Genomic DNA, 24,548 nt, shown 5'->3' with positions numbered 1-24,548 from the left:
CAGCTCCAGAGCGCCAGCCCGGCCATGCCGCCGATGGTCAGCACATAAGACGCGATGATGTAAGGCCAGTGGCTCATGCGGTGGCGAGCCTCCGGAGGCGCGCCTCGACCTTGGCTGAGGCAAGCACGGTGCGCATGCGCATCAGCACGATCGCGGCGAACATCAGTGTGAAGCCAAGCGTCGTGAAGGCGAGCGGCCAGAGGATTTCCGGGGCGATCGTCGAGCCCCTGAGCGTGATGCTCGGGCCCTGGTGCAGCGAGTTCCACCAGACCACCGAGCGGTTGATGATCGGCACGTTGACCGCGCCGATCAGGCCGAAGATCGCGGTCGCCTTCGATACGCTGACCTTTTCGTCGCCAGCATTCGCGAGCGCGATATAGCCGAAATAGAGGAACAGCAGAACCAGCATCGATGTCATGCGCCCGTCCCACTGCCACCAGGTGCCCCAGGTGCGGCTGCCCCAGATGGAGCCGGTGACGAGGCAGATGGCGGTGAACAATGCGCCCGGCGCCGCGATCGCACGCGCGGCGACGCCGGCCAGCGGATGCCGCCAGACGAGTTGCGTCAGGCTTGCGACCGCCAGGCCCATCCAGCCGCCCATGCCGAGCCAGGCCGCCGGCACATGGACGTACATGATCCGCACGCTTTCACCCTGCAGATAGTCGGGCGGGGTCAGGAACAGGCCGGCATAGAAGCCGAATCCCGACAGCAGCGCGCCGAGCCACAGCAGCCACGGCGTCATCGGACGGGCGATCGAAAGGAACCGGGCGGGATTGGCGAACGCGTGCATGGGGACAAGGGTTATGTAGCGGGGCCGGGCCGCAAGCGAAAGCTGGGGAATTGTCCTAATAGCCCCTCTCCCGCTTGCGAGAGAGGGAGGGGCCCGCTCGCGAAGCGAGTGGGAGGGCGAGGGCCTTTCCACGCTCGCTGCGCTTCGCTCTGGTCCCTCACCCCGCTCGCCGCCGCTGGCCGCGAGTCGCCCTCTCCCCGAGGGGAGAGGGGCTGATCCTACCCCCGCCCGATCAGGCGTTGCGCGATGCGGTCCGCGACGCGGGCGGCGGGATCGCCGGAGGTGGCGCTTTCGGCCCAGACCTGCTCCAGCCTGTCCGGGATCAGCCGGATGCGCGAGCGGACCTCGGCTTCGTCGCCGCGGCCGAGATATTCCAGGCCGACATTGATGATGCCGCCGGCGTTGATCACGTAATCGGGCGCGAACAGGATGCCGCGCGCGTGGATGCGGTCGCCGTCCTCGGGCGTGGCGAGCTGGTTGTTCGCGCCGCCCGCGACCACCGGCGCCTTCAGCGCGGCGATGCTCCCCTCGGTCAGGATCGCGCCCAGTGCGTTGGGGCTGATCACGTCGGCCTCGACGCCCAGGATTTCGTCGGCCTCGACCGCCTTGCCGCCGAGCTCCTTGGCAAGGGCGGCCGCGCGGGCGCCGTTGACGTCGGCCAGCGTCAGCTTGGCGCCTTCTTCAGCGAGGAGGCGCGCCAGCCGGCCGCCGACGCTGCCCAGGCCCTGGACCGCGACGTGCACGCCGTTGACGCTGTCCTTCCCCAGCCCCCGCTTGACCGCGGCCTTGACGCCCAGGAATACGCCATAAGCGGTGAACGGGCCCGGATCGCCGCCGGCGCTGCCTTCTGCGACCGGAAGGCCCGAGACGAACTTGGTCGCCTTCGAGATCGCGACCATGTCGTCGGTCGAGATGCCGACATCCTCGGCTGTCACATAGCGACCGCCGAGCGAATCGACGCTTTTGCCGAACGCCTGGAGCAGCGACGCGGTCTTGGTTCCGGCGGCATCGGCGAGGATCACGCCCTTGCCGCCGCCCAGCGGGAGGCCCGCCATCGCATTCTTGTAGCTCATGCCGCGCGACAGACGCAGCGCGTCGGTCAGCGCGTCGACGCGGTTCGGATAATGCCAGAAGCGGACGCCCCCCATCGCAGGGCCCAGCGCGCTGGAGTGGACAGCGACGACGGCGGTCAGGCCGCTCGCGCGGTCGCGGAACAGATGGACGCCCTCATGGTCGTCGAAATCGGGAAGGTCCCAGGCTGTCACGGATAAACCCCTGAACTAGCTACGAAAACTGGGGCGATCGACGGGGATTGAACCCGCAACCTCTGGTACCACAAACCAGCGCTCTAACCAATTGAGCTACGATCGCCGTGACGGCGGAAACCGCGGCCGCGCACATAGGGGCGCGGGTGCCGGGGCGTCAACCTGTATTCCCTGCGGGCGGCGCCGGACTCAGCGGCCGTCGGATCGGACTTCCCAGCGGCCGTCGCCGGAGATGCGGAGTTCGATCCGGCCGCCGGTGCCGCCGACCGCGAACGGCAGCGACACTGCCCCGCGATCGCAGCGCGGGGTGGCGGACAGGCTGGCCGGCAGCGTCGTTCCGCCGGCAAGGTTCGCGCGCACCATCCCTTCCGCCTGGTCGCATTGTCCGTCGCGGAAGCGGACGGTCACGTCGGTCAGCTCGACGGAGGTCACGGGCAGCGCGCTGAGCGACGTTTCGAGCGGGACCAGGCCGGTCACGTTCTCGATCGCCCGCCGGTTGCGCGACACGATCAGGGCGCCGGACAGCCGGTCCGCCGCGCCGCCGGGGCGGGAAAGGCCGATGCGCAGGCGCCCGGTCAGCAACGGCAGCGGCGCGACCCGCACCTGCAGATCGCCGAGCACGGCCGGGCCGATCCGCGCTTCCTTGAGCGCGCCCGACCAGACGCTGCCGCTCGCCTCGCGCGCGGCGATACCGCTTCCCGCCAGCACCAGCCGCAGCGGCAGGAACGCGATCAGCGCGAGCACGAACAGCGCCGCGAACAGCACGACACGGCGTATCGGCAGGCGGATGCGCATCAGCCGCCCCCCGCCAGCGTTGCGTCGACAGCCAGCGTCGGATCCGCATTCGCGCGTGCGGACAGCTGTTCGACGACGATGCCGCGCGCCTCCAGCGACGCGATCCAGGCGAAGACGGGGGCCGGCCGGGCCGAGGGGATCGACACGCGCACGCGGCGGTCGCCCTGCGGCGTCACGACGGCGTTGGCGAACCCGGCATCGGCCGCCGATTGCGTGACGACGCTCGCCAGCGGCCCCGGCAGAGCAACGGCAGGGCCTTGCTTCAGGGCGGCCGCCCCGGCGCGTATCTCTGCAAGCCGGATCGCTGCCTGCTGGTGGCGCTCGCGTGCGCCCGACAGCGCATCCTGCATCGGCCGGTAGATGCCGAGCCACAGGATCGTGACCGCCAGCAGCGCGAACATGACCAGCAGCAGCCGCTGCTCGCGGACCGAACGCACACGCCACCAGTCGAGGAACGGCGCCTTCATCGTCCGCCGATCCGGAATTCGCCGCGGATGCGGCCGTTTTCGCTGGTGAACGGCGTTGCCTCCACGGTCAGGCCCGCCGCCTGGATGCGGGCGCGCAGAGCCTCCGCATCGGCTGGCCCCGGCGCCACGATGGTCGCGCGCAGCAGACCGTCGGCGTCGAAGGTCAGGCTCGACAGCTCGACGTTCGGGCTGGCCTGCACGGCAGCCATCAATGCGCCCGCCGTGGCGCTGAAGCCGAGCCCGGCGCCACGCCGCGCCGCCATTCGCGCCTCAAGCGCGGCAGCCGCGTCCGGGCCGGCATCCGGCACCGCGGCGCGGGCGGCGGCCTGCGCCTGTGCATCGAGGCGGTCGGCGGCCATGCCGTAACGAACCGTCTGCACGATTGCGATCAGCAGCGTCACGGCGACGATGGCACCGGCCAGCATGGCAAGCCGCCGGACCAGCAGCCAGTCGATCGCGAACCGCCGCCGCCGGGCGAAATCGCCCTGCCGCAGGTCGAGCTCCGGCGTGTCCAGCCCGGCCAGCACCAGCGGCTCGGGGTCAAGCTCCTCTACCGATGCGTCGCCGACCAGCAGCTCGGTAAGGCCCGGTTCTTCGGCGAAGGCTGCGCTGCGGCCGCGCAGCACGGTTTCGGCACCGATCGCCGCGCGCACGAAGCCGGCGTCCGGGCGCGGCAGCAGCAGGGCGGCGGGCAGCACCGCGTCGGGGTCGACGCCGTGCGCCTGGAGCGAATCGAGCCAGGCCGCGATCCGGCCTTTGCCCAGCACTGCCACGCTGCGGTCGGCGCCGTCGGCCTCTCCGACCGCGACGTGCTGGGTCTCGATCGGGGCGACGCTGGTTTCCGTCGCCAGCAGACGTGCCGCCGCCCGTGCCTGGGCCGTCGCGAGCGCGCCGAGCTCGGCGACATGAATCGTCATCGCCCCGGCCGGCGCGACCGCGACCACCCGCTCCGGCAGCACGGACGGCAGCGGCGCCTCGGCGTCGCCTCGCGCCGTCACTGCGCCGTCGTCCGCGATCCACCAGCTGTCGAGCCGGTCGTCGGGGGCAATGAAAAGGATCAGCGTGCTCATCCGCCCCAGCTCCGCCGGACCAGCCGCGCCGGCAGCACGGTCGCGTCGATCAGCGCAGTTTCGTCGACTTCGCTGTCGCCGAGCGCGACGTGCAGGTCGAGCGCGAACCAGCGCGTGCGCACGCCGGTCTGCGCCTCGACATCGCCGCCCGGCGCGATGCCGGCCAGCGAAGAGGTGCGCCAGAAGGCATAGCCGCTTTCATAGCCGCCGGCGGGACGGCCGATCAGCAGCGCCCGGGCGCGATCCGGCGAGAGCTTGTCGGGCAGCAGCATGGCGAGAAGCGGGGCCTGCTCCGGCGTGAGCGTGTTGACGTTGATCGGCGACAGGTCGGTGGAGGGAAGCGCGCAGATCCAAGGCTTCAGCCGTTCGTAGATGGCCGGCGTGACGCCCGCAACCGCGCGCAGCTCGCTCGGGTCGGCGATCAGCGTGTTGGCCGTCTTGTAAGGCGTCGGGCCGCCGGCATAGGCGGCGTCTTCCGCGCCCTGCGGCAGGGGAAAGCCGTCGCTGTCGATCCAGTCGGCGAGCGAGGCCGCCACGCGGATCGCCTCGCCTTCACCGATCTCCAGTATCTGCATCAGCGCCTCGAACTGGGCGATGCCGGCGGGCCGGGCCATCAGCCGCTGCCCCGGCTGGCCGGTCACGACGCTGTTCAGGTTGAAGCAGTTGCCGCCGTCGTGGACGACGACGCTGGCGACGCCGCCGGGCAGCGGCAGGCTCGTCTCGCGCCCGACCCAGCCCGCGGGCGTACGCGCAGGATCGGCCTGGACCAAAGTCGTGATCCGGTTTGCGGCGATATCTTCGGCAGCCAGCGCATAGGCGCGCGCCTGATCGATCGCGCCTGCATTGGCGGCGATGCGCGTGGACAGCCGCAGCCGTTCGAGCGCAGAGGCCGACAGCACCGCCATCACCGATACGAGCATCAGCACCGTCAGCAGCGCCGCGCCGCGTTCGCCCGGCCTCACGCTCCTGCTCCCACCAGGAAGAGGTAGCGCATTTCCGGACCCCGCACCGGCCGCACGATCATCTCGATCGCGCGCGGCAGCAGGTCGGGGCGGATCGGGTCCCAGACGTCGCGCCAGCCATCCTGCGAGCGATAGCGCAGCGTCACCGATGCGACGTGATCGACCAGCGTGGCCGGCGGGCCGGGCTCGGCGCCGTCGAGCATCGGCCAGGTCTGGCGGGTCACCCCGCCGCCTTCCACCGAATAGGCGATTTTCTGCAGGGACGGCCGGCTCATATCATCCAGCGCATCGAGCCCAGCACGCACCAGGGTAAAGCCGCCGGGGCCGCCGTCGAACGCCTGGACCGGATCGCCGGCCGGATTGCGCGTGATACGCGGCACCGCCTGGGCCGTGTCGGACGCGATCAGCGCCACGACCCGGCGCTCGGACGCGATCGCCTGCAGCCGCGTCCTGGTCGCTGCCTGCGCGTCGACGCTGAAGCGCAGCAGGCCGACGCCGGCGGCTGCGATCATGCCGAAGATCAGCAGCGCGACGAGCATTTCGAGGAGGGTGAAGCCATTGCGGCTCATGTCGCGGGCCTGACGATTGTCAGCGTGGACGGCGCGCGGCTGGTCGCGACGCTGATGTCGACGCGGACAAGCTGATCGTCGGGCGTGCGGCTGGTCACGCGCGACCAGCGCCAGCGGCGGCCGCCGTTGACCGCCTCGCCCGCGCTCGTGCCGATCGGCGGCGCGGCGGGGTCGGTCAGCGTCTCGACCGCGAGGTTGCGGGCGACAAGCTGCGCCAGCATGCGCTCGTCGAGCTCGCCGGTCTGGCGGACGGTGGCGCCTTCGAGGCGCAGCAGTGCGAGCGCCGCCAGGCTGAAAACGGCCAGGGCGACCAGCATTTCCAAAAGGGTGAAGCCGTTCTCAAGTCCGCTCGTCCCGCGCGAAGTCGAGGGGCGCTTTTCGGACTCGGCGCAGTAGCCCCTCGACTTCGCTCGGGACGAGCGGGGTTGCAGGCTATGTGCCGACACGGACGCCTCCGTCCGCGGAGATCGCGACGCGAGCCTGCTCGCCATTGCGTGTGAGCGTGATCGTGGCAGGCGCACTCGGTTGGCCGGTCGCATCAAAGGCCGTGCGGATCGTGCCGCCCTGCCCCACCAGCGCCGCGGTGCCGTGGCTCCAGGGCCGGGAACGGAATTCGCCGTCGGGAATCGGGGACCATTCGCCGCGCTGACGCCGGTCGAACGCATAGCCTTGCGCCGTCACGCGCACCGCGACCGGCCGCCCTTCCAGGATCGCCAGATCCCGCGCCGCCACGGTGCGGGCGGCGAACCGTTCCGCCTCGTGCGACAAGCGCCCGCGCGGATCGGGAATCGCCATGATCACGCCCGCCGCGACCAGGCCCATGATCGCGAGCACGATCATCAGCTCGATCAGCGTGAAGCCACTTTCGCGCGAACGCGAAAGTGGCCCTGCGGAAGCAGGGGCCCATGGGCTCCTGCTTGCGCAGGAGAACAGACGTCTACTGCCAATTGCCGATATCGGCATTTTCGCCCTCGCCGCCTTGCTTGTCGTCGGCGCCGTAGGAGAAGACGTCGAACGCGCCGTGCTGGCCGGGGTAGATGTAGCGGTACGGATGGCCCCAGGGGTCGTCGGGCAAGCGCTTGATATAGCCGCCCTGGCGATAGCGCTGCGGCTGGGCGGCGCCCGGCGGGGCCGCGACCAGCGCCTGCAGGCCCTCGGTGCTGGACGGGTACGTAAGATTGTCGAGCCGGTACATCTCCAGCGCCTGTTCGAGCGTGGCGATATCGGCTTTCGCCTTGGCGGCATTGCCCTTGCCGAGCGCCGGCAGCACGTTGATCGCGACGATCGTCGCCAGCAGGCCGAGGATCACGATCACCACCATCAGCTCGACAAGGGTGAAGCCCTGCTCCCCCCTCCCTGAAAGGGAGGAGTTGGGGGTGGGTGTCGGCCGAAGGCCGAGCGAAACACCGTCCTCTGAGGCGTGCTCGCTGCGCTCGCTACCCACCCCTAACCCCTCCCTTCCAGGGAGGGGAATATTTAGGAAAATGTTTCGGGTCATCACGCGCCTGCCAGTGTTTCGAGCTGAAGGATGGGAAGGAGGATTGAAAGCACGATCGTCGCGACCAGGCCGCCCATCACGACGATGATCGCCGGTTCGAGCAGCGACAAGGCGGCGGCCGTGAAGCTGTCGAACTCCCGCTCCAGATAGTCCGCGGCGCGCTCCAGCATTGTGTCGAGCCGGCCCGAGGCTTCGCCGCTGGCCGCCAGATAGACGAGCAACGGCGGGAACACGCCGGCGCGGCGGAGGGCGGCGGAAAGGCTGCCGCCGCCGCGGATCGCCTCGACGATTTCCTCGGATGCCGACCTGAGCGCCCGGTTGCGGATCGTGGCCGTGGTCAGCGCCACGCCTTCGAGCAACGGCAGGCGGGACGAGACCATCGTCGCCAGCGTCCGGGCCATGCGAGCGGCGTGGAGGTCGCGGATGAGCCGCCCGATCAACGGCCAGCGCAGCAGCCAGGCGTCGAAGCGCAGCCGCGTCTTCGGATCCTCCAGCGCGCGCCAGGCGACGGCCCCAACAATCACCGCGGCGAGGAGCATCGCCCACCACCAATGGACGAGGAGGCCGGAGACGCCGATTACGATGCGAGTCAGCAGCGGCAATTGCTGGCCGACTGTTTCGAATTGCTCGACGACCTTGGGCACGACGAACATCATCAGCGCGGCGACCACGAACAGCGCGACCAGCGCCAGCACGGCCGGATAGGCCATCGCGGTCAGCACCTTGGCGCGCACCTGCGCCTGGCGTTCGAGCAGGTCGGCGAGGCGCTCCAGAATGGTCGGCAGCGTGCCCGAGCTTTCGCCGGCACTCACCATCGCACGGTACAGAGCGGGGAAACTCTTCGGCTCGCGCGCCATCGCCTCGGACATGCGGCGGCCTTCGAGCACGCCCGCATGCACCGCGCCGGTGATCGCGCGCACGTGCGGCTTCTCGGTCTGGCGCGAGATGGTGCGAAGCGCTTCCTCCAACGGGCTGACCTGCACGAGGGTCGCGAGCTGGCGCGTGAACAGCGTCAGCTCCTTCGCGGTCAGCTTGGCTCGGCCGAAGGTCAGCAGCGACCGCGAGGGTTTGGGGGCACCCGATCCCGGTTCGATCCTGACGACGTAGAGTTTGCGCGTGTCGAGCCGCGCGCGCGCCGCCTCGATCGAAGGAGCGACCACGCTGCCACGCCGCTCACCGCCTCGCGTGTCGATCGCGAGATAGTCGAAGTCAGGCATGGCTGGAGTCTAGCAGAGTTCGCTCGTCCCGAGCGTAGTCGAGGGGCGCTGGCACCAAATCCGGGAAGCGCCACTCGACTACGCTCGGGACGAGCGGGTTTGGACTGTGCCGATTACGCATCGACCTGCTCCCGGCGCGTGATGCGGACCGCTTCCTCGGGCGTGGTCAGCCCTTCCGAAACCAGCGCGCGCGCCGCAGCGGCGAGGCTGGGAGCACGGGCGAAAGCGTGGCGGGCGATCGCGGTTTCGTCGCCGCCTTCGTTGATCAGGCCGCGAATCGTGTCGTCGATCCGCACCGCCTCGAATACGCCGACGCGGCCGCGGAACCCGGTCTGGCCGCAGGCGTCGCAGCCGCCGGGCTCATAGACCGTCGCGCCCGGCTGAAGTCCCAGCAGCCGCGCCGCCTGCTCGCTCGCCGGCTCCGGTCGCCGGCATTCGGGGCAGAGCCGCCGCACCAGCCGCTGGGCGATCACCGCGCGCAGCGTCGAGGCGAGCAGGAACGGCTCGACCTTCATGTCGCGCATCCGGGTGATCGCACCCACCGCGTCGTTGGTGTGGACGGTCGAGAGCACCAGATGACCGGTCAGCGACGCCTGCACCGCGATCTCAGCGGTCTCGCGGTCGCGGATCTCGCCGACCATCACCACGTCCGGGTCCTGGCGCAGGATCGCGCGCAGCCCGGCCGCGAAGGTCAGCCCGACCTTCGGATTGACCTGGGTCTGGCCGACGCCGTCGATCGCATATTCGACCGGGTCCTCGACGGTCAGGATGTTGCGCGCGCCGTCGTTCAGCAGGCGGAGACTGGAATAGAGCGTGGTCGTCTTGCCGGAGCCGGTCGGCCCGGTGACGAGGATGATGCCGTTCGGCTCCGCAAGCGCATCGTGCAGCACAGCCTCCGCCGTCTGCGACAGGCCGAGTGCGGCGAGGTCGAAACCGGCATTCTCCTTGTCGAGGATGCGCAGTACCACCCGCTCGCCGGCGCGGCTGGGCAAGGTCGAGACGCGCACGTCGAGGAGCTTGCCGCCGAGCATCAGCGAAATGCGGCCGTCCTGCGGCACGCGGCGTTCGGCGATATCGAGCCGCGCCATCACCTTGATGCGGCTGACCAGCACGGGTGCCACGTGCGCGGGCATGCGGAGCGTCTCGCGCAGCACCCCATCGATCCGCATCCGGACGATCAGGCCGGACTCATACGGCTCGACATGGATATCCGACACGCCCTGCCGCACCGCGTCGGCAATGACGCCGTTGATCAGCCGGATCGCGGGCGCGTCGTCCGACGAGTCGAGCAGATCGTCGGCGGTCGGCAGGTCACCCGCGATCAGCGCCAGATCGTCGCCGAGGCCGAGCGAGCCGGCCGCGGCCGCCGCCGCTTCGCCGCCGAACGCGTAGCGGTCCGACAGCAGCTTGTCGAACGCATCGGTCGATACGGGCTCGACGGCCATTGCCTGGCCCAGATGGCGCCGGACCTCGAGCAGCGCGCGCGGATCGCTGCCTTCGCGGAGCGCGACGCGGAAACGATCGCCGTCGGGCTCCAGCAGCACCACGCCGAACTTGCGCGCGAAGGTATAGGGTACGGTGACGATCGGGATCGCACTACCGCTGTGCTCCGGCGGGACACTATGGAGCTCGCTCATTTCTTCGGCTCGCGTGGCGGCGGCGGTACCGGCTGGACCGTCGTCGTCGAGCTGTGCACCTCGGGCGTGATCACCTGCGGCGGGGCGAGCGGCGGCGGCGTGCTGCCGGGGAGCGCGACGGGAGGCACCGGCGGCACCGCGCCCATATATTCGCGCACCAGCTCGTCGATGCTCGGCTCCTGGTCCGGCCGCTGCAGCAATTGACGCTCGCGCACATAGCCGTAGCGGCGCTCGGCCAGCGCACGCGCATCGGCGGCGGAGCGCAGGATGGTCGGGCGGATGAACACCATCAGGTTGGTCTTCTGCCGCGACTTGGACCGGGACTTGAACAATTCTCCGAGCAGCGGAATGTCGCTCAGAAACGGAATCTTCTCCAACGTGCGCCGCTCATTATCGTCGAGCAGGCCGCCCAGTGCGATGATCTCGCCATTGTCGACGGTTACCGTCGTCTCGATCTCGCGCTTGTTGAGGATCAGCTCGCTGTTATCGTTGGAGACCGGGCCAGCGATCGAGCTCACCTCCTGCCGCAGTGCCAGCTTGATCGCGCCGCCCTCGTTGATCTGCGGTCGCACCTGCAGCTGGATGCCGACATTCTCGCGCTGCACCGTGCGGAAGGCGTTGTCGAAATTGTTCGACAGCGCCTGGCCGGTGGTGATCGGGATTTCCTGTCCGACCAGGATGCGCGCTTCCTGATTGTCGAGGGTCATGATCGACGGCGTCGACAGAATGTTGGACGTGCTGTCGGACCGCACCGCGTTGATGATCGCGCCGAAGACGCCGTCGCGCCCGATATTGGTCGCGAAGCCGCCGATGCCGCCGGTCGCGTTCAGGATCGAGTTCACCGCCGCCTGCGCCAGTTGCTCGGACGCGGGGCTGCTGGTGCTGGTGGTCGTGATGTTGCCGTTGGTGACGGTCGTCTGCCGGTCGAGCTCGCGCGCGCCGACCGCACCGGCGATCGTCAGGATGTTGGGCTGCGCATTTGAGTAATTGGTGACCGCGAACGGAATGTCGCTGCCGGGCTTGCCGCCGAGCAGGAACTGCACCCCCAGCCGCTTTGCGAGGCTGTCCGAAATCTCGACGATGATCGCCTCGACCAGCACCTGGTCGCGGCGCACGTCGAGCTGGCGGATCACTTCGCCCAGCGTGCGCTGCGTCTCGGGGTTGGCGGCGATGATGATCGCATTGGCGCCCTCGAAGCGCGTGACGATCGCCTGGTTGCGGCCGATGATGCTTTCGCCTGTCGCAGGTGCGGGGGCGGAGGCCGCAACCGGCTCAGGCGCGTTGACGATCGGCGCTTCCGTGACCGTGTTCGCCCCCATCCGCCCGCCGCGCGGATTGACCGGCGTCAGGCCGCGCGGCGCGGCAGGCTGCGTCACCGGCTGGCCGGTCAGTTGCTGCAGCACGGGCAGCAGCAGCTCGGCATCGGCGTTCTGGAGCCAGTAGACGCGGACCTCGGTGCCGTTGGCAGCCCGCTGATCGAGGTCGCGCGCAATCGCGGCCAGACGCGATACGGTACCCGGATCGCCGCGGAGCACGATCGAGTTGGAGCTGTCGACCGCGACGATCGTCGCCGGGCCGGGTGCGTTCTGCGCGCCGGGCGCGCCGCCGACCAGCTGGCCGAGCGACTGGGCGACTTCGCGCGCGCCGGCATTCTTCAGCGGCACCAACGTCGTCGCGGCGCTGTCCTGGTCGATCCGGCGCAGCACTTCGCGGACGCGGCGGACATTGTCGCCGAAATCGACCACCACCAGCGAATTGCCGGCGCGGTTCGCGGTCACCGATCCCTGCGGGCTGACCAAAGGCCGGATCGTCTCCACCGCGCTCGGCGCGTCAATCGATCGTAGGCGGAAGATCTCCGTCACCAGCGCATTCGACGCGCCTGGGGTGCCGACCCGGCTCGGCTGCGTCGCGGCGCCCTCGAGCGGCTGGACGCGCAGCGCCCCGCCCGGTGCCGGCACGGCGACCAGTCCGTTGGCGCGCAGCGTCGACAGGAACACCTCGAAATATTCGGAGCGGCTGAGTGGACGGTCGGTGACGACCGAGACTTTCCCCTGCACCCGCTGGTCGATGATGAAGGTGCGGCCCGTCACTTTCGCCGCGTCCTGGATGAAGGCGCGGATATCCGCATCGCGGACGTTCAGGCTGTATTGCGCTGCGGCCGGGCCTGCGACGGCAAGCACGATGGTGGGGATCAGAAATTGACGCATCATTGTCCCGAAATACTGATCGCGAGCGGGACGATCTGCGCCCCCCGCTCGACGCCGATCGAAAGATTGCCGCCATTGGCCAGACCGGCGGCGGCGCGCTGCAGGTCGTCGGGGCTGCCGACCGGACGGCCCGAGACCTGAACGATGATGTCGCCCGGCTGCAGGCCCAGCCGGGCGAGCAGGGACGGATCGCCGCGGGGCACCAATCCGGTCATGCGTCCGCCCGCCTGCCGCGGCGTCACGGTCAGCCCCATGCGCAGCTGCGACAGCGTCACCGCGCCGGGAGCAGATGTTTCGGCGGCCGGCGCGCTCAGTAGGGCAATGCTGGCCGGCGCCGGGACCGCCGGCGCGACGACCGGCGCAGCGCCGGATTGATCGAGATAGAGCGTCTCGTCCCTGCCGTCGTGCGCGATGGTGACGCTGTCATAGCCCACCGATTTGAGGATCACGCCAGGCTGGATCGCGTCGCCGACCGAATAGCTGGTCTGGACATTGTCAGGCCCGGCGATGATCGCCGCGCCGCGCCCCGTCGCTTCATCGACGCGGACGCCGAACAGTTTCAGCTGCAGCGAGGTGACGACCGATGCGCCGGCCCCGCCGGCCAAGCGGAAGAACGGATCGAATCCGCTCGCCAGCACCGCGCGTCCGCGCTCCGCAGCGGGGCCGGCCGCCGGCCTCCAGTCGCCGAGCGGACCGATCGGCGTCGCCAACGCCCAGAACAGCCGTCCGCACTGCACCGCCAGTAGTGCGAGCAGCGCCAGTTCGGTCAGACTCAGCAGGCTGGAGCTCGGCAGGTGCCGGAGGACGGGCGAAAGGCGCGGACTGATCGCGAGACGCATTCACTCTCCCCCCGCCCCGATTGCTCGGGTGCGAACGACGCTCTGGGACGATTTGATGACAGTTTTAGGTCACGGAGTCACGCTTGACGCGCGGTCCTTAAGCATCGCACTTGGCACGCGTTATAAGAGGCCACGAGGCGCATGGACAATCCCTTCGACCAGATGGTCATCGACAGCATGATGGCCCAACCCGGCATCCAGCGGGTGCCGAACCCGAAGCTGAGCCTGTTCGTCAATCGCCGCTTCCTGAGTCCTGAAGAGTGCGCCGCCGTGATCGACCGGATCGACCGCAACCGCCGCCCCTCGACCGTCGCCAACTACAATGGCGACGCAGCATTCCGGACCAGCGAGACCTGCGATCTGGACGGCAGCGATCCGGTCGTGCGCGCTCTGGACGAGAAGATCGCCGCCTTTTCCCGTCTCGACCTTGCCTATGGCGAACCGATGCAGGGCCAGCGCTATGAAGTCGGCCAGGAGTTCAAGGCGCACACCGATTATTTCGAGCCGCAGAGCGTGGACTACGAAAAATACACCGGTGTCGCCGGCCAGCGCACATGGACGGTGATGATCTATCTGAACGACGTGGAGGCAGGCGGCGCAACCCGGTTCAAGGCGATCGACAAGATGGTGCAGCCCGAAACCGGCAAGCTGCTCGCCTGGAACAATCGCCGGCCGGACGGCAGCCCCAATCCGTCGACGATCCACCATGCGATGAAGGTTCGTGCAGGACAGAAATATGTCGTCACAAAATGGTTTCGGGAGCGCCCTTGGGGCTGGGCGTAGGATTCAAGTCCGGCCCAGGATCGTCACCCCGGACTCGATCCGGGGTCTCGCTCCTCTTTGCCGAATGGAAGAAGCGGGATCTCTGCTCAAGGCCGGATGACTTTGAATATCAATCGCAGCCTGACGCCTCTGAAGTCGTTGGCAACAAAAAAAGGGCGGCCGAAGCCGCCCTTTCCGTTTGCCGATCGCAAATCCTCAGGCGAGGACGCTGCGCACCCGGTTGTTGCGCCGTGCGACACCGCCGATCAGACCGAAGCCCGCCAGCATCATCGCCCAGGTCGCCGGTTCCGGCACCGTCGGCGCGAAGGTGATGCCCTGCAGCGACGAACCGTCAAGCACGCCGAACGTGCCCGACTGGAAGGAAAAGGCGTTGGTGCGCAGGATATAGGTCGCGCTGTTCTCGGTCCCGATCAGGCCATTCGGGCCGATGCCCTGGAAATTGACCTCGACGACAGTGCCGTCGAAGCCGCGGTTCGCGGCCGTCGTCGAACCGCCGGGGTTGTTGACCGCCTTGAAGCCGCCTGCCCCGTCCGGATCGCCCGCGCTCACCAGCGCATCGACCAGCCAGCCATTATAGGCGGCGACGGTGAACTTGGTGATCTCGTGATCGTTGCCGGTCGCGTTCGAGCCCGGACCGGTGCGCTCGACCTGATAATAGAAGTCGAGCTTGCCGTCCGTGTTGCGATACACCGCCGAACGGAAGATGCCGGCAAAGGTCAGCGCCTGGCCCTGGACTTCGCTGAACGCGATGCGGGTGCCCTGCGTGTTGAAATCAAACGGCGAGAACGGCTGGGTCTGTGCGCCCGGCAGCAGCACGGTGGCCTGAGCGGGCATTGCCACCAGAGCGGCGGCGCAAAGCAACAACTTCTTCATCGTACTACCCCCTTACGCTAAGCAATCACGGAGCCGGAGAACCCCGGCTTCTGTTCTGGGTGACGGCTCAGTAGCCGCCCGACCCGGCGACGAAAAGTCCTAAATCCGCGTTAACCAATCCCGATATGGCACAGGCCCGAAACAATCGCGGCGTCACCGGCGCGCCAGCTCCGTGCCAACAAAAAGGGCGGCCGAAGCCGCCCTTTCCGTATTCCCGACGCGGGAAATGTTCAGGCGAGCGCCTGCCGCGGACGGCGGCTGCGCCGAGTCGCGATGCCGGCCAGCGCGAAGCCGCCCAGCATCATCGCCCAGGTCGCCGGCTCCGGCACCGTCGGTGCGAAGGTCGGGCCCTGCAGCGTCGAGCCGTCGATCACGCCGAACGTGCCGGACGTGAACGAGAACGCGCTGGTGCGGAAAATGTAGGTCGTGCTGTTTTCGGTATCCTGCAGGTTGTTGGATCCGAAATTGACGCCGACCACATCGCCACTGAAGCTGCGATTCGCCGTCGATGTGAACGTGCCGGGATTGCCCGCTGCCGAGAAGCCGCCGGCCCCGTCGAAGTCCGACCCGTCGCGGAACGCGAAGGTGTCGAAACCATCGAAATTCGCCGCGGTGAACGACTGGATGGCATTGCTGCCGGTCGAGCCCGGGCCGTTGCGAACCACCTGATAGTAGAAGTCGAGCGTGCCGCCGGTATTGCGGTACACAGCCGAGCGGAACGTGGCCGCGAAGGTGAGCGCGGTGCCCGTCGTCTCGCTGTAGGCGAGCAACGTGCCGCGCGTCATGCCATCGAACAGGTCAATGGTCGCGCCCGGACCGCCAATGCCGTCACCCGGAAAAACTTGTGCGGCCTGTGCCGGGAATGCAGCCAAAGCCGCCGCCGTCGCCGCAAACAAAGCCAGTTTCTTCATGGGCATTCCCCCTTCTGAATAGCGCCTACTCGTGCAACTCCATCGTCCCCTGACGGGCTTCTTTGCGGGAACTACTATATCCGCAAATCGGCGGGACGCAAAGCGGTTAATAACGCGTTCACGGTTCCCGATTTGGCACGCTTCCGCGCCGGAACTCAGGCGACGAGCTGCTCGACCAGGTGTTTCACCTTGGCCTGCCGCCACTGCGGAGTCGGCGCGAACAGCCAATAGCCGAGTCCCTGGTCGACCGGCTCGCCGACATTGCGCAATGTGCCCGATTCGAGATCGCCCCGGACCAGCAATTCCGGCACCAAGGCCCGGCCCAATCCGCGTGCGGCGGCGTCGATCGCAAGGCCGGCATCGGCAACGCGGATCACCGCATCCGGCGCGGCATGGCCGGGCCAGGCGATCCAGCGCTCGCTTTCTCCCGCCGGCCCGGCAACCTTGCAGAAATGCGTGCCGCCGACTCGCACGCCTTCATGCTCGCCCTTGTCGACCATCAGGCGAATCGCGAGGTCGAGATTCGCTTCGGTGAAATCGATCGGCTCGTCGGCGGCGATCAGGTGGAAGCGCAGCTCCGCATCGTCCCCGACGATCGCGGCGAGCCGCCCGGCCAGCCAGCGCGCTGTCAGATCGCGCGGCGCCGCGATCGTGAGCACTTTCGACGACTGGCCGGACTGCATCGCCCGCACCGCGTCCTCGAAACACAGGAAGCCCTGGCGCAGCGCTTCGAGCCCCCCCTCGCCTTCCGGCGTCAGCTCCAGCCCGCGCGCGGTCCGGCGGAACAGCACGACGCCCAGCGTATCCTCGAGCGCGCGGATCTGCTGGCCGACCGCAGCCGGCGTGACTGCAAGCTCGTCGGCGGCGCGGGTGAACGAAAGATGCCGCGCGGCGGCGTCGAGCACGCGTAGCCCGTTCAGCGGCAGGTGAGTGCGCTTCATGCCTGCACGGCCGGCGCAACCAGCGGAAAGCGGGGAATGGCGATGTCGAACATCGATCCATCCTCGCCGATCATCCGATAGCTGCCGCGCATCTGCCCGGTCGGCGTGGCGAGCGGACAACCGGAGACATAGTCGTACGATTCGCCCGGCGCGATCACCGGCTGCTCGCCGACGACGCCTTCGCCCTGCACTTCGTGGCGCGCGCCTCGGCCGTCATTGATGATCCAGTGGCGGGTCAGCAACTGCACCGTCATCCGGCCTTCGTTCTCGATGCGGATATGATAGGCCCAGAACCAGCGGCCTTTCTCCGGGTCCGATTGTTCAGGGAGGTAGCTGACCGACACGCGCACGGTGACGCCGCGCGTCGTCAGCGCATGAGGGAACAGCGCCTTCACAACCCCGCCGCCCGGAGGGCGCGGTCGAGATCGTCGACCAGGTCGGCGGGATCCTCCAGCCCGACGTTCAGCCGCAGCATGCCTTCGGTGATGCCCATCGAATCGCGCACCTCCTCGCTGACGCCCATATGGGTGGTCGACGAAGGGTGCGTCATCAGCGACCGCGAGTCACCGATGTTGTTCGAAATGTCGATCAGCTCGAGCCCGTCGAGCAGCGCATGCGCCTGCGCGCGGTCGCGAACGTAGAAGGACAGGATCGTGCCCCCGGCAGACATCTGGCGCATCGCCAGATCGTGCTGCGGATGGCTCGCCAGGCCGGGATACAGCACGCGCGGCACGCGGCCTTCGAGGAATTGCGCGACCTGCAGCGCGTTGCGGCACTGGCGCTCCGCGCGGATATCGAGCGTCTCCAGCCCTTTCAGGACCACCCAGGCATTGAACGGCGACAAAGTCGGCCCGGTGTTGCGCACGAACGGCAGCAGCACGTCGTTCACGAACGCTTCCGTCCCGCAGACGGCCCCCGCCAGCACCCTGCCCTGCCCGTCCATCAGCTTGGTCGCGGAATAGGCGACGACGTCGGCGCCGAACGCCATCGGCCGCTGCAACGCCGCGGTCGCGAACGCATTGTCGGCGACGGTCGTGATGCCGTGCGCCTTGGCGATCCCGCAAACCGCGGCGAGGTCGACGATTTCGAGCGTCGGGTTGGCGGGCGTTTCGAAGAAGAATACTTTGGTGTTGGGCCGGATCGCGCGTTCCCAGCCGTCGGTGTCAGAGGCATCGACGATCGTCGTCTCGATGCCGAAGCGCGGCAGCAGGCTGTCGGTCAGCCACCGGCACGAACCGAACATCGTCCGCGCACCGACCAGATGGTCGCCCGCGGAGAGCTGGCACAGCAACGCCGCGGTCATCGCCGCCATGCCGCTCGCCATCGAGCGCGCCGCCTCCGCGCCTTCCAGCAGCGCAATGCGGTGCTCCAGCATCTCGACCGTCGGGTTCTGCAGCCGGCTGTAGGTCATGCCCTGCTGCTCGCCGGTGAAGCGCGCTGCCGCCTGGCCGGCCGAATCATAGGCATAGCCCGACGTCATGAAGATCGCTTCCGACGTCTCGCCGAACTCCGACCGTGCGGTTCCGCCCCGCACGCCCAGAGTGGCCGGCCGCCATTTGGCGGTAATGCTGCGATCCTGTCCCGTGCGCCTCTTCATGACGGACGCTTTGCAGGCTACGGGTGCGAAGCGTCAACCGCGCGGGGGCAATATGAAATCTTGGGTGGCATGGCTGGATCGCTTTAGCCCGGTCCAGATGGCGGTGCTGCTCGCGCTGCTCGCGGAGCTGCTGTTCGCGGTGCATCTGAGCCAGCCGACCAAGCTGATGTTCGACGAAATCTATTACGTCCCGGCCGGCCGCGCCGTGTTCGATATGATCCAGCCCACGAACGAGGAGCATCCGCTGCTTGCGAAATGGCTGATCGGGCTGTCGACGGCGTTGTTCGGCGACAACTCCGCCGGCTGGCGGGCGCTCAGCACGGTTGCGGGCACCGGCACGGTGCTGGCGATCTACGCCATTGCGCTGAGACTGTCGGGCGAAGTGCGGACGGCCGCCACGGCCGCCTTGCTCGCGATCCTGAACCAGATGCTGTTCGTCCAGGCCCGGATCGCCACGCTGGACGTGTTTGCGGGCGCGTTCCTGTTTGCGGCGATCGCAATCCTGGCCTGGGGCTATGGCGGCACGCGGCGCTGGCTGATCGGCGCCGGCATCTGCACGGGGCTGGCGGCCGGGTGCAAATGGAGCACGCTGCCGTTCGTAGCGCCGTTGGGACTCGCGGTGCTGTGGGGCTGGCGCGGACAATGGTTGCGCGCCGGCGCGACGTTCGGGCTCGCCGCCGTGCTCGCCTATTTCGCGACCTTCGCGCCGGCGCTGTTCTACGCCACCGACCCGCTGAAGCTCGACCGGCTCTTCGCCTGGCAGGCGCACATGTACGATCTGCAGACGCAGCCGCTGGCGCACCACACGTACCAGAGCACGCCGTGGCAATGGCCGCTGATCACACGCCCGATCTGGTATCTGTACGAGCCGGTCGAGGGCGTGCAGCGCGGCGTGCTGCTGGTCGGCAATCCGGCGATCATGTGGGGCGGGCTGGTCGCCCTCGCCGCCTGCCTGTGGGACGGGCTGAAGGCGCGCAAGACCGCGCTGCTGGTGCCGGCCGGCCTCTACATCTTCGCCCAGGGAATCTGGATCCTGATCCCGAAGAAGATCGGCTTCTATTACTATTATTATTTCCCCGGCCTGTTCCTGACGCTGCTGCTCGCGGCGGCGTTCCACCACAATTACCGGCGCGAGGACCGCTGGCTGCCCGCCGCGTTTATGGTGCTGAGCTTCGGCCTGTTCGTCTATTTCTACCCGATCATCTCCGCCGCCCCGCTGCCGAACGACCGCGCGTTCGAGCATTGGATGTGGCTGTCGACCTGGCCTTAGTAGCGGCCCCAGGTGAAGCGCGACGACAGCGCGTAGTTCCAGACTGCCGCGACCAGGATGCCGGCCAGCGCCGAGACGGTGGCGTAGGCGTAGCGTTCCTCGAACAGGAAAGCGGCGACCCCGACGTTCGCCAGCGCGCCGACCGAGCAGACCGCGCAGAAGCTCAGCCAGCCGCGGACCAGCGCGCGCGTTCCGTGCAGGCGGCGGTCGCGATAGGTCAGCGTGTTGTTGAGGAAGAAGTTGAACGTCATTGCGCCCAGCGTCGCGAGCGCCTGCGCCGGCAGGAAGGCGAATCCGGCGAGGCCGTAGGTCAGCCCCAGCAGGCACATGTGCACGATGACGCCGATCCCGCCGATCACCGCGAACATCGCAAAGCGCGTCGGTATGTAGCGCCCGAACACCCGGTCGTAGAGCGCGAGCAGGAATTCGAGCGCGACGACATGATCGAGCTTCGACTCGCCGATCTCGCGCCGATGGAATTGCAGGGGGACCTCGGCAAAGGTCAGCGGACGCCGGGCGGCGGTCAGCAGGTCGAGCAGGATCTTGAAGCCGATGCCGGACAGGTTCGGCGCCAGCTCGCGGAAACGATCGGCGCGGATCATGAAGAAGCCGCTCATGGGATCGGTCAGGTCCGCCTTCAGCACCAATTGCGCGATCCGGCTGGCGGTTTCCGATTTGGCGACGCGATCGCGCTCCCAGTCTCCGGTGCCGCCGCCCTCCGTGAAGCGGGAGGCGATCGCCAGGTCGATGTCCGGATCGGCGGCGAGCGCTGCCTCCAGCCGGGTCAGCACGTTCGGATCATGCTGCAGATCGGCGTCCATCACCGCGATCAGCGGCGCGCCGGTCGCCAGCATCCCCTCGATGCAGGCCGAAGAGAGTCCGCGCCGGCCGATCCGCTCGATCACGCGGATGCGCCGGTCCTGCCGGGCCAGGTCGCGGAGGATCCGTGCGGTGCCGTCGGGACTTTCATCGTCGACGAACACGGCTTCCCAGGCGCGGCCGGCCAGAGCGACGTCGAGCCGGCGCACCAGTTCCGCGACGTTTCCCGCCTCGTTGAAGGTCGGGATCACGACCGCGATTTCGAGCGACTTCATAAGCAAGCGAGCACCCGATCGCCCATCGCGCGCGTCGAAAGCGTTCCGCCCAGATCGGCCGTCCGCGCGCCCTCCGCCAGCGCCCGCGCGACCGCCGACTCGATCCGCTCCGCCGCTTCGGGCGCTTTCAGCGAATAACGCAGCATCATCGCCGCCGACAGGATCGTCGCGAGCGGATTGGCCTTGCCCTGCCCGGCAATGTCGGGCGCGCTGCCGTGGATCGGCTCGTAGAGACCCTTGCCCGCCGCATCGAGCGCGGCCGACGGCAGCAGCCCGATCGAGCCCACGCAGGCCGACGCCTGGTCCGACAGGATGTCGCCGAACAGATTGCCGGTCACGATCGTGTCGAATGCCTGCGGATTCAGCACCAGCTGCATCGCGGCATTGTCGACATACATGTGGCTGAGCTGGACATCCGGATAGTCGGCCGAGACCTCGACCACCACCTCGCGCCAGAGCTGCGACGTCTCCAATACGTTCGCCTTGTCGATCGAGCAGAGCCGTCCCTGCCGCTTGCGCGCGGTCTCGAAGCCGGTGCGCGCGATCCGCGCGACTTCGGCCTCGTCATAGCGCATCATGTCATAGCCCTGGCGCAGGCCTGCCTCGGTCGTGCGGCGGCCGCGCGGGTCGCCGAAATAGACGTCGCCGGTCAGCTCGCGCACGATCATCAGGTCGATGCCGCCGGCGATCTCCGGCTTCAGCGCAGATTCGCCGACCAGTTCCGGGAACGCCCTGGCGGGGCGAAGATTGGCGAACAGGCCGAGGTCCTTGCGGAGACCCAGGATCGCCTGTTCGGGCCGCAACTCGCGCGGGAGGGAATCGCAGTCCGGATCGCCGACCGCGCCGAACAGGATCGCATCCGCGCGCCGGGCGAGGTCGAGCGTTTCCGGCGGCAACGGATGGCCGTGCGCCTTGTACGCTGCGCCGCCGACGTCGCCTTGCTCGAAGCGCAGGCCGAGGTTCAGGGCTTCCAACACGCGCACGGCTTCGACGGTGACTTCGGGCCCGATTCCATCGCCCGGGAAAACAGCAATCAGCATTCGACCCCTTTCGTTTCCGCGCACTGAAGAGAAGCTGGACCCCGGGTCAAGCCCGGGGTGACGGGTAGAGGCGATCGAGCCGCTCCACCAGCCGCTCGCGCGCGGCCATCACGTCGATCTTGCGGCCGGCGAACAGGTGGGTTTCGAGCGCGCGGCCGTTTGCGCGCAGGCCGTCGCCCGCCGCCTCGCCATAGCCGAGTTCCGCCAGCAGCAGCTGCTCGAACCGCACCAGCCCCTCCAGCCAGCCGCGCGCGCTCGGGGCGTGCTCGATCGCGTCGAGCAGACCGCTCAGCCCTTCATAAAGGCGCGGATAGGGCTGGCCCTCCGGCAGCGCCGCCGCCACCAGCGCCGTGACCCACTCGATCGCCGCCGCCGGGAGCGGTTCGCTGAGTAGCGGCGCGCGGCTGTGGGCGAGCTCGACCGTGGCGGCGGCCAGCTGCTCCTCGACCCGGGCGCGGAACTCCGCCTGAACCAGATTGCCCGGAACCAGCACCGGCCGCAGCCGCCGCGACCGCCCGCCGCGAACATAGCCGGCATGAAGCCCGTCATTGGGCGTGAGGGCACGCACGATCGCGCCATGTTCGCCGTGCGGGCGGACGGCGACAACGATGGCCGGGGTGGTGAGGATCATGCGCGGGCCTTCCCCTCCCTTTCAGGGAGGGGTCGGGGGTGGGTGCGCGCGTCTGCGCGCTCAAAAAGACTCCGTGCGGCACCGACAGCAGCGAAGGCGGCATCGAGCCGCCTCCGCCGCTTACCCACCCCTGGCCCCTCCCTGAAAGGGAGGGGGGCTGCCTCACCGCGCATGGTAGAAATCATATACCTGCTGCGCGACCGACCGGCTCACGCCGGGTGCTTTGCGCAGGTCTTCCAGCGATGCCGAGCGCACGGCCTTCGCCGTGCCGAAATGCATCAGCAGCGCCTTCTTCCGCGCCGGGCCGATCCCCGGCACTTCGTCCAGCGAGCTGACGCCGATCGCCTTGGCCCGCTTCTGCCGGTGCGCGCCGATCGCGAAGCGGTGCGCTTCGTCACGCAGCCGCTGAAGATAGAACAGCACCGGCGAGTTGACCGGCAGCGTCAGCTCGCGCCCGTCCATCAGATGGAAGACTTCGCGCCCCTCGCGGCCATGATGCGGCCCCTTGGCCACGCCGACCAGCGCGACGTCCTCGACGCCGATTTCGTCCAGCGTCTGCATCGCGGCGTTGAGCTGGCCGCGGCCGCCGTCGATCAGCACCAGGTCCGGCCAGTCGCCGCCTTCGCGGTCCGGGTCCTCGCTCTTGGCACGGGCGAAGCGGCGTTCGAACACTTCGCGCATCATCGCGAAATCGTCGCCCGGCGCCGTTTCCGCGCGCTTGATGTTGAACTTGCGGTAGCTGTTCTTGCGAAACCCCTCGGGCCCGGCGACGACCATTGCACCCAGCGCATTGGTGCCCATGATGTGGCTGTTGTCGAATATCTCGATCCGGTCCGGCGGCCCGTCCAGCTCGAACAGATCGGCGAGTTCGCGCAGGATCTTCGCCTGGGTCGTGCTCTCGGCCATGCGCCGGTCGAGCGCTTCCTCGGCATTGCGCTTCGCCTGCTCGATCAGCCGCCGCCGGTCGCCGCGCTGGGGCTGCGAGATCGTGACCCGGCCTTTCGCCTGCTCGGCCAGCGCCTCGGCGATCAGCGGCCCCTCGGCCAGCTGGCGGTCGAGCAGGATCGTGCGCGGCGGCGGCACTTCCTCGTAGAATTGCATCAGGAAGCTCGCGAACACTTCGTCTTCGCTCAGGTCTTCCGTGTGCGCGGGAAAGAAGCTGCGGTGCCCCCAATTCTGGCCGCCGCGGATGAAGAAGCCCTGGATGCCCATCGTCCCGGCCTTGGAGGCCAGCGCGAAAATGTCGGCGTCGCCCACGCCTTCCGCGTTGATCGCCTGGCTGCCCTGGATGAAGGTCAGCGCCTTCAGCCGGTCGCGGTAGACGGCGGCCAGCTCGAAATCCATGGCCTCCGCCGCCTGCTGCATCGCCGCGCCCAGCTTCGCCTGCACCTGGGTCGACTTGCCCGCCAGGAACGCCTTGGCGTCACCGACCAGCTCGGCATAGCCGGCCTCGTCGATCCGGCCGACGCACGGCGCGGAGCAGCGCTTGATCTGGTAGAGCAGGCACGGCCGCGAGCGATTGGCGAAGAAGCTGTCGGAGCAGGACCGGAGCAGGAACAGTTTCTGCAGCGCGTTCAGCGTCCGCGTCACCGATCCCGCGCTGGCGAACGGGCCATAATAATTGCCCTTCGCCTTCTGCGCCCCGCGATGCTTCTGGACGCGCGGGAAGGCGTGGTCGGCGCGAAGCAGGATGTAGGGGAAGCTTTTGTCGTCGCGCAGCAGCACATTGTAGGGCGGGCGGTAACGCTTGATCAGCTGCGCTTCGAGCAGCAGCGCCTCTGCCTCGTTGTTGGTGGTGACGATCGTCATCGACCGGGTCTGCGCGACCATTCGCTGCAGCCGCTTCGACAGCCGCGCGACCTGGGTGTAGTTGGTGACGCGGTTCCTCAGTGCGCGCGCCTTGCCCACATACAGCACGTCGCCGCGCGCATCGTGCATCCGGTAAACGCCCGGCCGCACCGGCAGCGTCTTCAGCACGTTGCGGATCGCCGCCACGCCCTTTTCCAGGTCCGGCGCGTCGGCGCCGCGGACCGAATAGGTCGCGGTCTCCTCGTTGAAGCGGTCGGGGCTTTGCGGACGGGACATGGGCGTG

25 protein-coding genes and 1 tRNA gene are annotated in these 24,548 nt (G+C 68.5%); 2 read left to right on the top strand and 24 right to left on the bottom strand.

Annotated features, from left to right (window positions below; all coding sequences use genetic code 11):
• Positions 1 to 73: 73 nt before the first annotated feature.
• The 15 genes from ccmC to VFT73_RS10520 form a co-directional block, all read right to left on the bottom strand.
• Complete coding sequence (gene ccmC, locus VFT73_RS10590; RefSeq protein ID WP_326410762.1) at positions 74 to 790, bottom strand: heme ABC transporter permease CcmC; 717 nt, start codon at positions 788 to 790, stop codon at positions 74 to 76.
• A 218-nt stretch (positions 791 to 1,008) separates the two neighbouring features.
• A complete protein-coding gene (locus tag VFT73_RS10585; protein ID WP_326410760.1) occupies positions 1,009 to 2,055 on the bottom strand; it encodes a Glu/Leu/Phe/Val family dehydrogenase in 1,047 nt (348 codons plus the stop codon).
• Between the two features lie 29 nt (positions 2,056 to 2,084).
• Positions 2,085 to 2,161, bottom strand: a tRNA-His gene (locus tag VFT73_RS10580).
• A gap of 83 nt (positions 2,162 to 2,244) precedes the next feature.
• Positions 2,245 to 2,850 carry a type II secretion system protein N gene (gene gspN / locus VFT73_RS10575; RefSeq protein WP_326410758.1) on the bottom strand — a complete coding sequence of 202 codons (606 nt, stop codon included), beginning with the start codon at positions 2,848 to 2,850 and terminating at the stop codon, positions 2,245 to 2,247.
• Positions 2,850 to 3,317 carry a type II secretion system protein GspM gene (gspM, locus tag VFT73_RS10570; protein WP_326410755.1) on the bottom strand — a complete coding sequence of 156 codons (468 nt, stop codon included), beginning with the start codon at positions 3,315 to 3,317 and terminating at the stop codon, positions 2,850 to 2,852. Before gspM ends, gspN begins: the two co-directional genes overlap by 1 nt.
• Positions 3,314 to 4,387 carry a type II secretion system protein GspL gene (gene gspL / locus VFT73_RS10565; protein ID WP_326410753.1) on the bottom strand — a complete coding sequence of 358 codons (1,074 nt, stop codon included), beginning with the start codon at positions 4,385 to 4,387 and terminating at the stop codon, positions 3,314 to 3,316. The genes gspM and gspL overlap by 4 nt, the downstream gene beginning before the upstream one ends.
• Positions 4,384 to 5,349, bottom strand: coding sequence for a type II secretion system minor pseudopilin GspK (gene gspK, locus VFT73_RS10560; RefSeq protein ID WP_326410752.1), 966 nt, complete (start codon positions 5,347 to 5,349; stop codon positions 4,384 to 4,386). The genes gspL and gspK overlap by 4 nt, the downstream gene beginning before the upstream one ends.
• Positions 5,346 to 5,918 carry a GspJ family type II secretion system protein gene (locus VFT73_RS10555; protein WP_326410750.1) on the bottom strand — a complete coding sequence of 191 codons (573 nt, stop codon included), beginning with the start codon at positions 5,916 to 5,918 and terminating at the stop codon, positions 5,346 to 5,348. Before VFT73_RS10555 ends, gspK begins: the two co-directional genes overlap by 4 nt.
• Entirely contained in the window at positions 5,915 to 6,409 is a 495-nt protein-coding gene (gspI, locus tag VFT73_RS10550) for a type II secretion system minor pseudopilin GspI (protein ID WP_326410747.1), read from the bottom strand. The genes VFT73_RS10555 and gspI overlap by 4 nt, the downstream gene beginning before the upstream one ends.
• Positions 6,351 to 6,851: a type II secretion system minor pseudopilin GspH gene (gene gspH, locus VFT73_RS10545; protein WP_326410788.1), complete on the bottom strand. Its 501-nt coding sequence runs from the start codon at positions 6,849 to 6,851 to the stop codon at positions 6,351 to 6,353. The genes gspI and gspH overlap by 59 nt, the downstream gene beginning before the upstream one ends.
• Before the next feature lie 4 nt (positions 6,852 to 6,855).
• Positions 6,856 to 7,362: a type II secretion system major pseudopilin GspG gene (gene gspG / locus VFT73_RS10540; protein WP_326410745.1), complete on the bottom strand. Its 507-nt coding sequence runs from the start codon at positions 7,360 to 7,362 to the stop codon at positions 6,856 to 6,858.
• Positions 7,363 to 7,415: 53 nt separating this feature from the next.
• Positions 7,416 to 8,633 (bottom strand): type II secretion system inner membrane protein GspF, encoded by a 1,218-nt coding sequence (gene gspF / locus VFT73_RS10535; protein WP_326410743.1) that lies wholly within the window; start codon positions 8,631 to 8,633, stop codon positions 7,416 to 7,418.
• A 113-nt stretch (positions 8,634 to 8,746) separates the two neighbouring features.
• The gene (gspE, locus tag VFT73_RS10530; protein ID WP_326410740.1) at positions 8,747 to 10,270 is read right to left on the bottom strand and encodes a type II secretion system ATPase GspE; all 1,524 of its coding nucleotides are present in this window, start codon (positions 10,268 to 10,270) and stop codon (positions 8,747 to 8,749) included.
• Positions 10,267 to 12,477 (bottom strand): type II secretion system secretin GspD, encoded by a 2,211-nt coding sequence (gspD, locus tag VFT73_RS10525; RefSeq protein ID WP_326410738.1) that lies wholly within the window; start codon positions 12,475 to 12,477, stop codon positions 10,267 to 10,269. The genes gspE and gspD overlap by 4 nt, the downstream gene beginning before the upstream one ends.
• Positions 12,477 to 13,316: a type II secretion system protein N gene (locus tag VFT73_RS10520; RefSeq protein WP_326410736.1), complete on the bottom strand. Its 840-nt coding sequence runs from the start codon at positions 13,314 to 13,316 to the stop codon at positions 12,477 to 12,479. Before VFT73_RS10520 ends, gspD begins: the two co-directional genes overlap by 1 nt.
• A 141-nt stretch (positions 13,317 to 13,457) precedes the next feature.
• Here VFT73_RS10520 and VFT73_RS10515 point away from each other — a divergent pair, with 141 nt between their 5' ends.
• Complete coding sequence (locus VFT73_RS10515) at positions 13,458 to 14,099, top strand: 2OG-Fe(II) oxygenase (protein WP_326410734.1); 642 nt, start codon at positions 13,458 to 13,460, stop codon at positions 14,097 to 14,099.
• A 195-nt stretch (positions 14,100 to 14,294) separates the two neighbouring features.
• On the opposite strand, the gene VFT73_RS10510 is transcribed toward VFT73_RS10515, so the two are convergent.
• The 5 genes from VFT73_RS10510 to VFT73_RS10490 form a co-directional block, all read right to left on the bottom strand.
• Positions 14,295 to 14,972, bottom strand: a complete 678-nt coding sequence (locus VFT73_RS10510) for a PEPxxWA-CTERM sorting domain-containing protein (protein ID WP_326410732.1) — start codon at positions 14,970 to 14,972, stop codon at positions 14,295 to 14,297.
• 230 nt (positions 14,973 to 15,202) lie between these two features.
• On the bottom strand, positions 15,203 to 15,883 hold the full coding sequence (locus tag VFT73_RS10505; RefSeq protein ID WP_326410730.1) for a PEPxxWA-CTERM sorting domain-containing protein: 681 nt from the start codon (positions 15,881 to 15,883) through the stop codon (positions 15,203 to 15,205).
• A gap of 155 nt (positions 15,884 to 16,038) precedes the next feature.
• Positions 16,039 to 16,824, bottom strand: a complete 786-nt coding sequence (locus tag VFT73_RS10500) for a LysR family transcriptional regulator (RefSeq protein WP_326410728.1) — start codon at positions 16,822 to 16,824, stop codon at positions 16,039 to 16,041.
• On the bottom strand, positions 16,821 to 17,219 hold the full coding sequence (gene apaG / locus VFT73_RS10495) for a Co2+/Mg2+ efflux protein ApaG (RefSeq protein WP_326410726.1): 399 nt from the start codon (positions 17,217 to 17,219) through the stop codon (positions 16,821 to 16,823). The genes VFT73_RS10500 and apaG overlap by 4 nt, the downstream gene beginning before the upstream one ends.
• A complete protein-coding gene (locus VFT73_RS10490; protein ID WP_326410724.1) occupies positions 17,216 to 18,421 on the bottom strand; it encodes a trans-sulfuration enzyme family protein in 1,206 nt (401 codons plus the stop codon). Before VFT73_RS10490 ends, apaG begins: the two co-directional genes overlap by 4 nt.
• 52 nt (positions 18,422 to 18,473) lie before the next feature.
• Here VFT73_RS10490 and VFT73_RS10485 point away from each other — a divergent pair, with 52 nt between their 5' ends.
• A complete protein-coding gene (locus VFT73_RS10485; RefSeq protein ID WP_326410722.1) occupies positions 18,474 to 19,691 on the top strand; it encodes a glycosyltransferase family 39 protein in 1,218 nt (405 codons plus the stop codon).
• On the opposite strand, the gene VFT73_RS10480 is transcribed toward VFT73_RS10485, so the two are convergent.
• The 4 genes from VFT73_RS10480 to uvrC form a co-directional block, all read right to left on the bottom strand.
• Entirely contained in the window at positions 19,688 to 20,785 is a 1,098-nt protein-coding gene (locus VFT73_RS10480) for a glycosyltransferase family 2 protein (RefSeq protein ID WP_326410720.1), read from the bottom strand. The genes VFT73_RS10485 and VFT73_RS10480 overlap by 4 nt on opposite strands.
• A complete protein-coding gene (leuB, locus tag VFT73_RS10475; protein ID WP_326410717.1) occupies positions 20,782 to 21,825 on the bottom strand; it encodes a 3-isopropylmalate dehydrogenase in 1,044 nt (347 codons plus the stop codon). Before leuB ends, VFT73_RS10480 begins: the two co-directional genes overlap by 4 nt.
• Before the next feature lie 46 nt (positions 21,826 to 21,871).
• The gene (recO, locus tag VFT73_RS10470; protein ID WP_326410714.1) at positions 21,872 to 22,456 is read right to left on the bottom strand and encodes a DNA repair protein RecO; all 585 of its coding nucleotides are present in this window, start codon (positions 22,454 to 22,456) and stop codon (positions 21,872 to 21,874) included.
• Between the two features lie 162 nt (positions 22,457 to 22,618).
• Positions 22,619 to 24,541 carry an excinuclease ABC subunit UvrC gene (gene uvrC / locus VFT73_RS10465; RefSeq protein ID WP_326410712.1) on the bottom strand — a complete coding sequence of 641 codons (1,923 nt, stop codon included), beginning with the start codon at positions 24,539 to 24,541 and terminating at the stop codon, positions 22,619 to 22,621.
• Positions 24,542 to 24,548: the final 7 nt, after the last annotated feature.

Origin of the sequence: Sphingomonas sp., assembly GCF_035758555.1 — a bacterium.
Lineage (GTDB): Bacteria > Pseudomonadota > Alphaproteobacteria > Sphingomonadales > Sphingomonadaceae > Sphingomonas_B.
This window is presented reverse-complemented; position numbering and strand designations above follow the sequence as displayed.